The following is a 14,123-nucleotide window of genomic DNA, read 5'->3' as shown; positions in this document are numbered from 1 at the left end:
AGGCGCGCTTAGTCCAAGCCTTACAGATCGGTTACTTTTCTCGAAGAGACGAACTTCTCGCCATGCGCCGCATCAAGCGTTTTTCTCACCGCTCACCTCTCGCCGCGCGCCGAGGCCAACAAAACCACCGTCTTACCTGCGATTTTTAAACAATATTTAAATAAAAATTTCTATTGACTTGTAATCAACGTGATATCACAATGATGCCAACATGAAGCTCATTGTCACAAAGGAGATCTTATGAGCACCGAGAAAATCATTAAGTCCAAGAGTGGTTGGCTGTTCCTGCTGATTACCATTGTTCTTTTTGCAGTTGCAGCCCTGTTTTTGGCTAATTTTGTACTCAGCGCTATCGCTGCAGACAGAAATCCTCTCCTGGACCCATCGTTCCCAAGCATCATTGGTGCGCTGGTATTCTTCTTTGCCGGAATGTTTGTTTCAAGCGGCTTATTCAGCCTTCAGCCTGGTCAAGCAAAGGTTTGCGTGCTGTTTGGTAAGTATATTGGCACCGTTAAGGACGAGGGTCTTCGCTGGGCAAATCCTTACTATGCCAAGACTCTTTCCACAAACTTGGGAGACCTTTCTTCTCTCGCTGCAGGCGTTACTCCCAGTGTAAGCGTACATACCTCCATCATTTCCACCCGTGCTCGTACGCTGAACGGCGAAGTTCTCAAGGTCAACGACCGCATGGGCAACCCAATCGAGATCGCCGAGGTTGTTGTTTGGCGCGTGAGCGATACCGCAAAGGCCCTCTTTGACGTCGACGACTACGACAGCTACGTTACTATGCAGGCAGAGACCGCGCTTAGGCACGTCGCGAGCATCTACAGCTACGACCACATGGAGGACGAGTCCGAGTCCAACACCGCAATTACTCTGCGCTCCAACATCGAGGAAGTCTCCGAGGCGCTTCAGTCCGAGCTGAGCCGCAACCTTTCCGTTGCTGGTATCACCGTTGACGACGCTCGTCTCACGCATCTCTCCTACGCTCCCGAGATTGCGCAGGCAATGCTCCGCCGCCAGCAGGCAGAGGCAATCATCGCTGCACGTAAAAAGATCGTCGAGGGCGCCGTTTCCATGGTTGACATGGCCCTCACTCAGCTCTCCGAGAATGGCGTTGTTGAGTTCGACGAGGATCGCAAGGCTGTCATGGCCTCCAACCTCATGGTTGTTCTCTGCGGCGAGTCCGAGGCTCAGCCTGTGCTTAACACCGGTTCCTTGCAGCAGTAAAGCATGGCGAGAAACCCATGGCACCTCGCAAACAATATCCACTTCGTGTAGCTCCAGAAGTCTGGGAGGCGGTTGAACGCTGGGCGCAAGACGACATGCGTTCAACTAACGCTCAGGTAGAATGGATTTTGCGCGATGCTCTGAGAAGGGCAAAGCGCTCTCCAAAAGTTCAAGACACTCGTGTGAACAAGATAGATAAATTGGAAGAAGGAAACTAACATGGCCGACAATATTCCACAGCCACCTGTTCCTAACGCTCCCGTACCTCCCGCTGCTCCTGCTGCTCCTGCGGCTCCCGCCGCGTCAGCCGCACCAGCCGCACTTGCAGCTGCCGCTGCGCCTGTGTCTGCGGCTTCTCCCGCACCGGCCCCAGCCCCAGCAGCCCCAACACCAGCGGCTCCTGGCGAGGTTGTTCCCGTGTTGAGCGTCCAGCACTTTACCAAGAAGTATGGCTCCAAGGTAGCTGTTTCTGACCTTTCGCTCGACGTTATGCCTGGCGACATCTACGGTTTTATCGGCCACAACGGCGCAGGTAAGACCACGCTTATCAAGTCTATCGTTGGTGCTCAGCCATTTGAGGGCGGCGTCATTTTTGTGGATTCAAAGAATGTGCTGGTTGACCCTGTTGGCTCAAAGCAGGTCATCGCTTACGTCCCAGATAACCCAGACATTTACGAGTTCATGAGCGGCATTAAGTACCTCAATTACGTCAGTGACATCTTTGGCGTTCCTGCAGAGAACCGCGTCGAGCGCATTACTACGTTGGCCAACCGCTTGGGCATCACTGATTCCCTGGCAAACGCTATTGGCAGCTACTCTCACGGTATGAAACAGAAGCTGGTTCTGATTTCCGCCCTGCTCCACGAGCCAAAGCTTATCATTTTGGACGAGCCATTTGTTGGCCTGGATCCAGCAGCAAGCTTCGAGTTGAAGAAGATGCTGCACGAGCTTGCCGACCGCGGATCTGCCGTGTTCTTCTCGTCACATGTTCTTGAGGTTGTCGAGAAACTCTGCAATAAAATTGCAATTATTCGTCAGGGCAAGCTTCTTGCCGCAGGTAAAACGGATGAGATTCGCGGCAACGCTTCTCTTGAGGAAGTCTTCCTTGGACTTGAGGCCGGCGCTCCTGGTGTTTCTGCCGAGATTGCTCAGGATATGGCCACCACAAAGGACGGCGCCACTGTTCAGCCAGTCATTCCTGCAGCACCAGCAGCTCCAGCTGCTCCAGCAGCCCCTGCAGCACCTGCGGCACCCGCAGCACCAGCAGCACCTGCAGCACCAGCCGCACCTGCAGCACCAGCCGCGCCCGGAGCACCAGTACCTCCAGGCGCTCCAGTTCCTCCTTCCTTCCCTAAGGAGAACTAGTCATGGCAAATAACGTTCCACAGGCTCCTCAGCGCCCTGATGTGCCTGAGCAGAACCTGCAACTTTCAGGAGATGTCTTTATTCCAGCTCAAGTAAGCGCTGGTCAGGTTCCTGTTCTTGATCGCTCCGAGCTCAAACTGCCTTCTGACCTCAAAGTGTTCTGGATGCTGCTTAAGGTTCAGATCACCATGATTTGGACTACGCAGGTTATAGGTGCTCGAAAGAATTTTGAGAGAAAAGTTGGCGCAAATGCTCTGCCTATTGTCGGTGGCGTTTTTGCAGTTGTTGGCGCACTCTTTATGATGGTCTACATCTACGGCGTTTCAACAACGTTAGCCATTGCCGGCTTCACAAGGCTGCTGCCTCTCGCAGGAATTCTAGCTGGTGCTCTACCTGGTGTTATTTTGACATTTGTAAAGGCCAATGGCGTGCTTTTTGCGTACAAGGATTACGACTTTATCATGTCGTTGCCAATCAAAAAGAGCACCATTATCTATTCTCGCGTAGCTGCTCTTTATGCTGCAGAGGGTATCTGGTCTATCACCATTATGCTGCCAGTCTTTTTGGCTTACTTTAGCTTTGAGGCAGTCACGCTTCCACGTTTGATTGGCGCTTTGTTTGCGCTTCTTCTTGGACCTAACCTTGCAGTTTCTGCTGCAATTCTCTTGGCTTTTGCGGTTGCAGCCCTTGCTGCAAAACTGCACTTTAAGAACTTGGGAATGGTCATTGGCGGCGTTTTTGGCCTTTTCTTTATGGTCGCGTATCTGTTCTTTATCTTTACGGTATCTTTCAACGCGGACAAGTTTGTCCCAGGTGTGGTGGATAACTTCCGTGATACCGTCTTTAACGTTGCAAGTTCAGTTGGCGTAGTTTATCTTCCATCACTGTGGATTGCGGATTTCTTTAATTCTGGTTCCCTTGTTAGCTTCTTGCTGTTTGCGCTGGTCTCTGTTGGAGCTCCTGCGGCAATCGTGGCAATTATTTCTCGCTTCAACGACCGCATTAATGCGCTGGTAAGCGAGGACAAGGTCCAGAAGAAGTTCACCACTAAACAGATTTCCACCAAGTCTGCGACGCCATTTGTTGCCCTGATCAGAAAAGAAATTCAGACCATCACGGGCTATCCAGCAGTCTTTATAAACATGCTTTTTGGCTGCTTGCTGATGGTTATTCTCGCCTTTATTTCTATGTTCTTTAGCACGTCGTCTATCGTGGCCTATTTTGTTCCTGCGTCCGAGGTCCCGCGCTATCTACCTCTGGCAAGAACCATCCTTGGCATGATAACCACCTGGTTTGGCACCTCGATGTTCTGCGCCGCCAACTCCGCCGCCATTTCGTACTCGCTGGAAGGCCGCTCAAACTGGCTGATGGCGACTATGCCTGTATCTCCAAAGCAGATTTTTGGCGCAAAGATTGCCGTTAACATGATCTACGTGTTCATCTTCAGCGTGCTGACCCAGATTTTCTTCCTGATCCCAGGTCACATCACCCTTGAAACGGCGTTGAGAAACGTTATTCTGCCACTCTGCATTGTGTTTCTGGTGTCTAACGTGGGCCTGGCCATTGATATTCGCCGACCAAACTTTGATTGGACTTCCGTTGTCGATATCACCAAGAGAAGCCTTTCGGTCACCGTTTCTTCTCTTGTGGGTACGCTGGGCTCCATGTTTGTTATCGGCGGAACGTTCATGATGATGATTATCCCGGTTATGGACTCGTTCAGCTCTTCAGCAGGCGTGGTCAACGAGACACTTCCCAACATTATCTTTGTCACGCTGTCGCTGGTGAACGCGATTATCGGCTACCTGATCTTTAACAACACCGTTCACCGAGGAGTTAGAATCTAACTTTTGTGATGCACGCGGGTGATATGGCAAAATTTCGCGTCATTTACCTGCGGTAACAGTTCAAATTCTTCTGTCGAGAAGAAACTTTGAGGCACCCACCACATGTCGTTTATCGAATGGTGGGTGTCTCTTTTTACGCTTTGCGGTACGGTAGGGTGGCTAGAGGTTTTCTTGTTCGGTAAGTAGCAGGAAGGGCCGAGGCATATCGCGTTAGACTCGGGCGCGTACTATCGGCTGACCTTCTCGGCTGCTTGCCGCAGTCAGAGGAGGCATCATGGCCGAAAAAAATGTTTCTAAGGTAAAGAATGTGGTCCTGGTGGGCCAAGGTGGCGTGGGCAAAACCATGCTTGCCGAGGCAATGCTGCATCTGACGGGTGCAACCACTCGTTTAGGCGGCCACGCAGGCACAAAGCCCACGCTTGATTACGATTCACAAGAGTCAGAGCGCGGATTCTCTATCTCTACTACTATCGCACCAATTACCTGGGAAAATACACGCATTAACGTGCTTGACGCACCGTGCTATCCTGACTTTGTAGGTGACGCCTATTCGGCAATGAGCGCTGTTGAGACTGCGCTGTTTGTCGTTGATGCAGCTAGTGGACCTGGCACTATCACCACCAGGCTTTGGTTTGCCGCCGAGGACCTGTCTCTCTGCCGCGCGCTGTTCATCAACCGCTTGGACCGCCCTGATGCAGACTACGAGACCGCAATGGCTATGCTCCAGGATCGTTTTGGCTCCTCGCTTGGTGCAGTGACCATTCCAATGGGTTCTGGCGAGGCGTTCTCCGGCATCATTGACGTTGTCCATCAGAAGGCGCGCAAGCTGGTAGACGGCAAGCCTGAGGTAACCGATATTCCTGCCGAGTTCCAAGCAGAGGCAGAAGCTGCCCGCGCTGCCCTGACCGAGCTAGTTGTTGAGGCAGACGATGAGCTGATGATGCGCTACCTTGAGGGCGGAGAGATTACCCAGGAAGAGCTTGAAGGCCTGCTGGGTAAGGCCCTTATGGAGCGCATTTTTGTTCCTGTCTTCTCGGGCTCTTGCGTCCGTGAAGAGGGCGTCATCTCCCTGCTTGACGCCATTGATGGCTGGTTCCCAACTATGTCCGACTTTGGTCGCATTCCGTTGGTCAACGGTGAGCAGCTTGATATTTCACCTGATGACGAGCGCCCTGTTGCGTTTGCCTTCAAGTCGCTGCAGGATCCACAGAACGGCAAGCTTACCTTTGTGAAGGTGCTTGCGGGTACTGTTTCTGCAGGTGCCGAGCTTATCAACGCTCGCACCCGCAAGCCCGAGCGCCTTTCTCACCTGTATCGTATGTGCGGCAAAGACACGGCTGACGTCAGCACCGCCGCAGCCGGCGACATCGTGGTAGTTCCAAAGCTCGAGGCCATGACGGGCGACACGCTTTCCGTTACCGGCAAGGTTGAGGCTGCCGCGTTCAGGTTCCCCAACTCCCTGTACCGCACGGCCATTGAGCCTGATGAGCGCGGTACCGAGGGCAAGCTGTTCGCGTTCCTGGAGAAGGCCGCCGACGCCGATCCAACCCTCAAGGTTGAGCGCGACGAGGATACCGGCCAGACCATTGTTTCTGCAATCGGCGAGGCACAAGTAGCCGTTCTTCTCGAGCGTCTTGAGCAGCGAGCCGGCGTTTCCGCACATAAAGTTGCGCTTCGCATCCCATATCGCGAGACGATCCGTCGAGTCGCAAGCGCTCAGGGTAGGCACAAGAAGCAGACCGGCGGCTCCGGCCAGTACGGCGACTGCTGGCTGCGTATTGAGCCAAACCCAGACGCAGGCTACGAGTTTGTCGACGAGATTGTGGGCGGCCACATTCCTCGCGGCTTTATCCCTGCAATTGACAAGGGCGTTCAGGAGACCATGCGCGAAGGCGTTTTGGCTGGTTATCCTATGATTGACGTTAAGGTTGCTGTCTACGAGGGCTCTTACCATCCTGTTGACTCCAATGAGATGGCATTCAAGACCGCTGCTCGCATTGGTTTCCAGAAGGCTGTTGACCAGGCAGAACCAGTTCTCTTGGAGCCTATGGCTCACCTGGAGATCACCGTTCCAGACAGTTACGCAGGCTCCGTCATGGGCGACGTCTCCGCTTCCCGCGGTCGCGTTGAGGGAATGTCTTCCGGCACCGGTGTTTCCGCTGGTGAAACTACCATTAAGGCGACAATCCCATACGCCGAGGTTACCGATTACGCTACAAGGCTGAGGTCCCTCTCGCGCGGAACGGGCGAGTATACCGTTGAGCTGGCAGGATACGAGCAGGTGCCACACGACATTCAGGCTCGTCTTGCTGCCGAGTACGCCGAGCGTCGCGCCGCCGGCGAGCGCTAGCCCACAGGTCAGACGCACACTGCGAGCGCGGAAGGCGCTGCGAACGCGGCACCGTTGCGGGCACACTGACGCTGCGAGCATGGCAGGCGCTGCGAACACAGCACGGAGTCGCGGCCGGCGAGCGCAAGGTCGTAGGTAAATAACGAGTTTCAAGCAAGAACCCTCGCATCTTTCAGGTGCGAGGGTTCTTTTACGCTGGTGCAATGCGTCTAGCGTTGGTTTTTTAGGCTTTGCGCACAAAATTTCGTAGCTTTGTTAAGCCTCGCTGAAGAATCGTTAAGCGCTTAATCAAGATAACCGGATAACTGGGCTCAATGTCTGACATTTAGAGAGCCTTAATACCTGATATACATTTTTATGCATAAATTTCATTTAATATGCTGGAAAATGAATAGAAAGGTATAAATAATTTAACTATCGGTAAATTCCGCACCTAAGGAACACACCTATGTCAGATATTCTGCTCAATTACGGGTTTATTACACACCTAATGACGATATTCTGCACGTTTCAGGTGTTTTAAGCGTCATGTATACGTCTTTTTGACAGATTATCCGACATAGGTGTGTTCAGTCATCTTCAGCCATCTTCAACCATCATCATCCATCATCAAAACAGTACAAGCAACTAATGATGTTGCCCGTACGGTATGGTTGATCGTGGGCGTAAGCTTTTAGCACTCACTTGCTCATGTGGCTTATTTTCTTGCCTGTCGGTATTGCGCGGCGGCTATCTGGGTACGTATTTCAGACAAACAGCGTTGAGATGGCGATGTTATTCGTGATGGTAGCTTAAATCCAAGAAAGGCCGCACATGTATATAGAGCAAATCAATGGACCGGAAGACGTAAAAAAGCTGGACGCGGAGGCTCGCGTGGTGCTTGCGCAGGAGATTCGCGACAATCTGCTGGTCATGGAGTCAAAGCATGGCGGCCACTTTGGTCCAAACTTTGGCATCGTCGAGGCAACAATTGCGCTCCACACTGTGTTCAACTCGCCTGTTGACCATATCGTTTACGACGTCTCGCACCAGACGTATCCGCACAAGATGCTCACCGGCCGCAAGCAGGCATACATGGATCCCGCGCTCTACGACTCGGTGTCTCCTTACACCGATCCCGCCGAGACCCCGCATGACCTCTTCAAAATCGGCCACACTTCCACGTCCATCAGCTTGGCGCTTGGCCTGGCAAAGGCTCGAGACATTATGGGCGGCAAGGAGAACATCATCGCCGTTATCGGCGACGGCTCCATGTCTGGCGGCGAGGCGCTCGAGGGCTTGAACGTTGCCGGCGAGCTGAACAGCAACTTTATCATCGTCTTCAATGACAATCAGATGTCCATCGCCGAGAACCACGGTGGCATGTACGACCAGTTTGCTGAGCTGCGCCGTACCAACGGAGCTGCCGAGAATAACCTCTTCAAATCGATGGGCCTGGACTACCTGTATGTCAATGACGGCAACGACATCGAGGCTCTTATCGCCGCATTTGAGCAGGTAAAAGACTCAACTCATCCGGTCGTGGTCCACATCAATACGCTCAAAGGCAAGGGCTACGCTCCTGCGGAGGCAAACAAGGAGAAGTGGCACTGGCACATGCCGTTTGACATCCAGACTGGTCAGAGCCCTGCATCCGGTTCCTCCGAGTCGTACGCCAGCATCTTCGCAGAGTATGCGCTCAAGCGCGCAAAGACTGATCCTAAGTTTCTGGTGCTCATGTCGGCTGTTCCTGGTCTTCTCGGCCTTACGCAGGAACGTCGAGAAGAGCTAGGTAAGCACTACCTTGACGTGGGCATCGCTGAAGAAACTGCAGTTGCAATGGCTTCCGGCGCAGCTCACGCCGGCGCGCACGTGGTTTGGGGCTCAAGCGCAACCTTCATCCAGCGCACCTACGACCAGCTGACCCAGGACCTGGCGCTCAACCAGAATCCTGCGGTTATCGTGGGCTCCGGCTCCATTAGGGGATTGATGGCCGCCACCCACCAGGGCCTCAGCAGCATTTCCATGATCGCAAACATCCCTAACATGGTGTACCTCGCGCCGTCCAACGCCGAGGAGTACGTTGCCATGCTCGACTGGGCGCTTGAACAGGACAAACACCCTGTCTACATCGCAATTCCTTCCGGTCCCGTGGTCCACGCCGAGGGACCCGTCCGCGCAAACTTCGACGACCTCAACACCTACGAGGTCACGCGCCAGGGCTCCAAGGTGGCCGTTCTTGCCCTGGGCGATTTCTACGACCTTGGCGAGAAAACCGTTGAAGCCCTCAGCTCCACCTTGGGAATTGAAGCTACGCTGGTCAAGCCATACTTTGCCTCGGGCGTTGATCAGAATCTGCTCGACAACCTGGTAAAAGACCACGACGTCATCGTGACCATTGAGGACGGCATCATCGAGGGTGGCTGGGGACAAAATATAGCCAGCTACCTGGGAACTTCTTCCGCACGCGTGCTGAACTACGGCGTCAAGAAGGCTTTCTACGACCGCGTTAACATCGCGGACCTTATGCGAGAAAATCATCTGGAGCCTAAGCTGATTGCTGCGGACATCAAGCAGGTGCTGGGCATGTAGGCGTGTCGATGCTGCTGCCTCGGTGCGAGCCTCGTCTGTGCTGTGTGCCGTTGCGACATCGTCCGCACTTCTCGCCATCACATCAAAACTGTAACAAAAAAGAGGGGCCGCATCTGCGGTCCCTCTTCTGTATCAAGCGAATGTGCTGTTGCGGCTGCGAATGTGCTGTTGCGGCTTGTCGACGTGTGTCGCGACGCGACGTTCAGCTAAAACCTTAAGCCTTAAGAGCGCGGCCCATAGCGTCAGCCTGAACGATAGCTGCATAGAGCTCGTCAGGAGTGACGTCGCCAGCAAGGTTGTGGATGGTCTCGCCAGGAACGCAAGCAGCCTCAGCGATCTTCTTGATCTGCTCGTCAGTGGTGATGCCAACCTCCTCGAGGGTAGTTGGAAGACCAACCTCAAGGCAGAAGTCCTGGACCTCGTCGAACTCCTCCTGAGGAACGCCCTCAAGAACAAGCTGGACCAGGGTACCAAAAGCAACGCAGTTGCCGTGAGGTGCGCTGTGGCCACCAAGAGAGGTGAGGCCGTTGTAGAAGGAGTGAGCTGCTGCGCAGTTAACGTTGTCAGCGCCGACACCACTCATGTAGACGGTTGCCTCGCAGATAGCCTCAAGAGCTGGGGTTACAACGTTGTTCTCGCAAGCCTTAATTGCCTGTGAACCGTAATCGCGAAGGGTGAGGTAGCACTCCTTAGCAATTGCCATACCAACGCGGGTAATGCCGGTTCCCTCGAGGGAAGGAGACTCGGTGCGGATGGATGCGCGGCCCTCAAAGTAGGTGCCCAGTGCGTCGCCCATGCCTGCTACCAGGAAGGAAACAGGTGCGTTAGCGATGATCTGGGTGTCGACCATAACTGCATCTGGGTTCTGTGGGTAGAAGAGGTACTTGTCAAAGGAACCGTCATCGTTGTAAATAACGGAGAGGCCGGTGCATGGAGCGTCGGTAGCTGCAACGGTAGGAAGAATAACGATGCGCTTACCAGCGTAATATGCGGTTGCCTTTGCGGTGTCAACAGCGCTGCCGCCGCCGATAGCGACGACTACGTCGATGTTGTCCTCCTCGACGATAGCCTTCATGCGGTTAATCTCGCCGTTGGAAGAGATGCCACCGAAGACCTCGTAGCGACGGTAATAGTCGCCCTTGCCCTCGAAGCTCTGCTCGATCATGTCGTGGGTTGCTTTGTAGCCGCTGTTAGAGCAAACAAAAAGGAAGCGTTTTCCCATGTAGCCCATCTCTTTTTCAAACTCGAGACAAGCATTTTTGCCCTGAACATACTTCAGTGGCTCACGCATTGCGCGCAGCATTTTCATAGGTTCCCCTCTCCGGATACGTTTTAGACCTATGTAAATTATGGTAACACTGTCAAAAGAACATAACAGCAAGGAAAATATTTAGATTCGGACAAAGTGAAAATCTAGATTCCAGCACGGAAAGAATTTAGATTCGGACAACTTCTGGAAAGTTTACGTGAACATACATTCACTAGCCGGCAAATGATATCCTTGTAGTGTCAAATTTTCGCACTGTGGTCTTTGGAGGACACATGCTTAGTTCTGTCGAAATCAAACCCGATGTCTACTTTGTAGGCGCCCTGGATTGGAACGCTCGCGAGTTCCACGGCTACACCACTGAGCAGGGCATCACCTACAATGCATACCTTATCCTGGACGAGAAGGTCACGCTCATTGACACCGTCAAGCGCCCATTCTCCGAGGAGCTGGTCGAGCGCATTAAGAGCATCATCGATCCAGCAAAGATTGACGTTCTGATCTGCAACCACATTGAGATGGACCACTCCGGCAGCGTTCCTCGCATTCTGGAGCTCGCGCCAAACGCCGAGGTCTACGCAAGCGCACCTCAGGGCGTCAAGGAGCTCAAGGCTTTCTATGGCGAGAATATCAACGTCAACGGCGTAAAGACGGGCGATACGCTCAACATTGGTAAGCGCACCCTGACCTTTGTGCAGACCCCAATGGTCCACTGGCCAGACAACATGGTCACGTATTCTGACTACGACAAGATCCTCTTCTCCAACGATGCATTTGGTCAGCACTACGCTTCAAGCACCCGCTTTGAGGACGAGTCCGACTACTGCGAGGTCATGAAGCAGGCTCGCAAGTACTACGCAAACATCGTTCTCCCTTACGGTCGTCAGGCTGACTCCGCTGTTACCGCAGTTAAGGGCATTGGTCTGGAGAACATCGATATTATCGCCCCAGCTCACGGCGTTGCATGGCGCTCCCACATTGCCGACATCATCTCCAAGTACGAGGAGTGGACTACCGGCAAGCTTGAGGAGAAAGCCCTGGTTGTGTACGACTCCATGTGGGGCTCAACCGACAAGATGGCTCACGCTCTTCTGGACGGTTTTCTGGCTGAAGGCATTCCTGCCCAGCTCATCGACCTCAAGGAGACTCATATCTCCAACGTCATGTATCACTTCTTGGATTCCAAGTATGTCTGCGTTGGTTCGCCTACGCTGAACTCTAAGTTCCTGCCTACCGTTTCTTCCTTCCTGACCTATATGAGCGGTCTTTCTCCAAAGAATGACCACCGTATTGGCTTTGCGTTTGGCTCTTACGGCTGGGCTCCACTTGGACCAAAGATGGTTCAGGCCGAGCTTGAGGCAGCTGAGTTTACCATGCCACTGCCTGTTCACGCTATTGGCTGGATTCCTTCTGACGAGGACCTGGACGCCGTTCGTGCGCAGGTCAAGGACCTGGTCGCGGCTGGCAAGCAGCTCTAATCTAGCGGTATATTGAGCAAGACCCCCACACTCAGCTGAATGTGAGGGTCTTTTGCTGTTAAGGGAGTTAAGCGGACAAAAATGATGCAAATGACCCCGAAGTGACCCCGAAATGACTCCGAAGTGACCCGAAGTGGTAAAAAATGCGTTTAGTTGGAGATTTCATTTTTCTGCATACAACGTTTGCCCAGATAAAAGTTTTTAAGGCGGTAAAAAATCGTCTTAGTTGGAGATAAATCAACCAATTTTCAATTTTCATTTCCAACTAAACGGGTTTTTTACCTTTTTCGGCACATAATTTTAGGCGTAAAAGTTACGTATTCATGGAAATGAATTAATTGGACGAGTTATTCAAAATTCTGCATCAAATATTGGGAACTGCGTGTTAGCCAGAATTAACGCAGAAAATAGAGAAGCATGATATTAAAATGGCTGGCAAAATCGCAGAAAAGTAATTCGTATCGCGGGAAAAGCGTGCTGCTCGTATAGTTGACGCTATCACCTCGCGGAGCCGTTCGCGCCATCGCGTCTCGCGCCTGACGTTTCATGGCGAGACTGTGTCAAATTCCTGAAGACTACAAGGTAGAGCGCGTTAGAGTACAATAGTCTGTACAAAAAGTAACTTCGAAGAGGTAGGTGCCCATACACTCGATGGACATTGCGTTAAGTATTGGAATAACTCTGCTGCTTACCCTGGTAAACGGCTTTTTTTCTGCGGCCGAGATGGCCATTGTTAGCTCTCGTCGCGCGGCACTTGAGGCGGACGTGGACGAGGGCGATCCAAGAGCCCTTGCTGTCATTGACATTGCCACTGATCGCGGATATTTCCTCGCAACAATCCAGGTCGCAATTACCCTGGTAGGTTTTGCGTCCTCAGCATTTGCTGCAACAAGCCTTTCCGCGCCATTTGGCACTTGGCTTATTAGCATTGGTGTCCACGCTGACCTGGCGCTTCCTTTAGCTGTCGTGGCTATTACGCTGATTGTTTCCTTCTTTTCCGTGGTCATCGGCGAGCTGGTTCCAAAGAGTATTGGCCTAGCAAACTCCGAGGCAGTGGCCAAAGCAGTCGTCGGCCCTATGAAGGCGTTCATGCAGATTGTGCGTCCACTCGTGTTCATCACGTCTGCCTCGGCAGATGCGGTTACCACGCTGATGGGCATTGACACTACCAACGACCATCAAGAGGTCACCGAGGAAGAGCTCCGCTACATCGTCAAGGATTCCGAGGACCTTTCTGAAGAAGAAAAATCCATGATCCACGAGGTCATCGAGATGGGCGACACTGTTGTCCGCGAGGTAATGGTCCCGCGCGTTGACATGACCGCCATGGAGGACACCGCAACTATCGCCGAGGTCCTGCGCGTCATGCGCCAGACGGGCTTCTCGCGCATCCCTATCTACCACGAGAATATCGATCGCATCGTGGGCATCGCTCACATCAAAGATTTGCTGGAGCCGGCGCTTGACCAGCACGCTAGCGACGAGAAGATCGCGCGCTTCGTGCGTTCTGCTGACTACGTACCCGATACCAAAGACATCATTCCGCTGCTCACTGAGATGCAGACAAGTCGCGACCAGATGGTCATCGTGGTTGACGAGTACGGCGGAACCGCTGGTGTTATCACCGTTGAGGACATCGTCGAGGAGATTGTTGGCGAGATTGAGGATGAGTTTGATCCGGACAACAAGTATCTGACGCAGCTCTCTGATAGAGAGTGGCTGGTAGATGGTCGCTTCTCGCTCAATGACGCAGCTGAACTTGGATGGCCGGTCGGGGAATCCGAGGAGTACGAGACTATCGCGGGCTTTGTGCTGGATTTGGCAAATCATTTGCCTCGTCCAGGTGAGGTTTTTGAGAAGGATGGCTACGTGTTCCGCGTGCAGTCGATGCGTCGTCGCCGACTATCTTTGTTGCGTGTAATTGCCCCAGAACCACAGGTAGACGGTGAATCTGAGCCAGCCGGCGAAAACTCTGACACATCAGAAAATGAATAACTAAAAGAATGATTACAATA

9 protein-coding genes are annotated in these 14,123 nt (G+C 52.9%); 8 read left to right on the top strand and 1 reads right to left on the bottom strand.

What is annotated here, in order from left to right; all coding sequences use genetic code 11:
* Nucleotides 1-240 precede the first annotated feature (240 nt).
* From HMPREF1493_RS04680 to HMPREF1493_RS04655, 6 genes are all read left to right on the top strand, one after another.
* A complete protein-coding gene (locus HMPREF1493_RS04680) occupies nt 241-1,230 on the top strand; it encodes an SPFH domain-containing protein (protein WP_035428197.1) in 990 nt (329 codons plus the stop codon).
* Nucleotides 1,231-1,247: 17 nt separating this feature from the next.
* A complete protein-coding gene (locus tag HMPREF1493_RS04675) occupies nt 1,248-1,448 on the top strand; it encodes a type II toxin-antitoxin system antitoxin (RefSeq protein ID WP_035428195.1) in 201 nt (66 codons plus the stop codon).
* A 1-nt stretch (nt 1,449) separates the two neighbouring features.
* Nucleotides 1,450-2,595: an ABC transporter ATP-binding protein gene (locus tag HMPREF1493_RS04670; RefSeq protein WP_232215509.1), complete on the top strand. Its 1,146-nt coding sequence runs from the start codon at nt 1,450-1,452 to the stop codon at nt 2,593-2,595.
* 2 nt (nt 2,596-2,597) lie between these two features.
* Nucleotides 2,598-4,442 (top strand): hypothetical protein, encoded by a 1,845-nt coding sequence (locus HMPREF1493_RS04665; RefSeq protein ID WP_035428194.1) that lies wholly within the window; start codon nt 2,598-2,600, stop codon nt 4,440-4,442.
* 274 nt (nt 4,443-4,716) lie between these two features.
* Nucleotides 4,717-6,792, top strand: coding sequence for an elongation factor G (locus tag HMPREF1493_RS04660; protein WP_035428193.1), 2,076 nt, complete (start codon nt 4,717-4,719; stop codon nt 6,790-6,792).
* A gap of 813 nt (nt 6,793-7,605) precedes the next feature.
* A complete protein-coding gene (locus tag HMPREF1493_RS04655; RefSeq protein WP_035428191.1) occupies nt 7,606-9,363 on the top strand; it encodes a 1-deoxy-D-xylulose-5-phosphate synthase in 1,758 nt (585 codons plus the stop codon).
* Nucleotides 9,364-9,577: 214 nt separating this feature from the next.
* Here HMPREF1493_RS04655 and HMPREF1493_RS04650 read toward each other — a convergent pair whose 3' ends face one another.
* Nucleotides 9,578-10,672 (bottom strand): glycerol dehydrogenase, encoded by a 1,095-nt coding sequence (locus HMPREF1493_RS04650; RefSeq protein WP_035428190.1) that lies wholly within the window; start codon nt 10,670-10,672, stop codon nt 9,578-9,580.
* Nucleotides 10,673-10,905: 233 nt separating this feature from the next.
* Here HMPREF1493_RS04650 and HMPREF1493_RS04645 point away from each other — a divergent pair, with 233 nt between their 5' ends.
* Both HMPREF1493_RS04645 and HMPREF1493_RS04640 read left to right on the top strand, forming a co-directional pair.
* Nucleotides 10,906-12,108, top strand: coding sequence for an FprA family A-type flavoprotein (locus HMPREF1493_RS04645; protein ID WP_035428188.1), 1,203 nt, complete (start codon nt 10,906-10,908; stop codon nt 12,106-12,108).
* Nucleotides 12,109-12,759: 651 nt separating this feature from the next.
* Nucleotides 12,760-14,103 (top strand): hemolysin family protein, encoded by a 1,344-nt coding sequence (locus tag HMPREF1493_RS04640; protein WP_035428186.1) that lies wholly within the window; start codon nt 12,760-12,762, stop codon nt 14,101-14,103.
* The last annotated feature ends 20 nt before the right edge of the window (nt 14,104-14,123 follow it).

Source organism: Atopobium sp. ICM42b (genome assembly GCA_000564995.1).
GTDB lineage: Bacteria > Actinomycetota > Coriobacteriia > Coriobacteriales > Atopobiaceae > Lancefieldella.
Note: the sequence above shows the minus strand (reverse complement) of the source record. Positions and strands in the feature narration are given on the sequence as shown.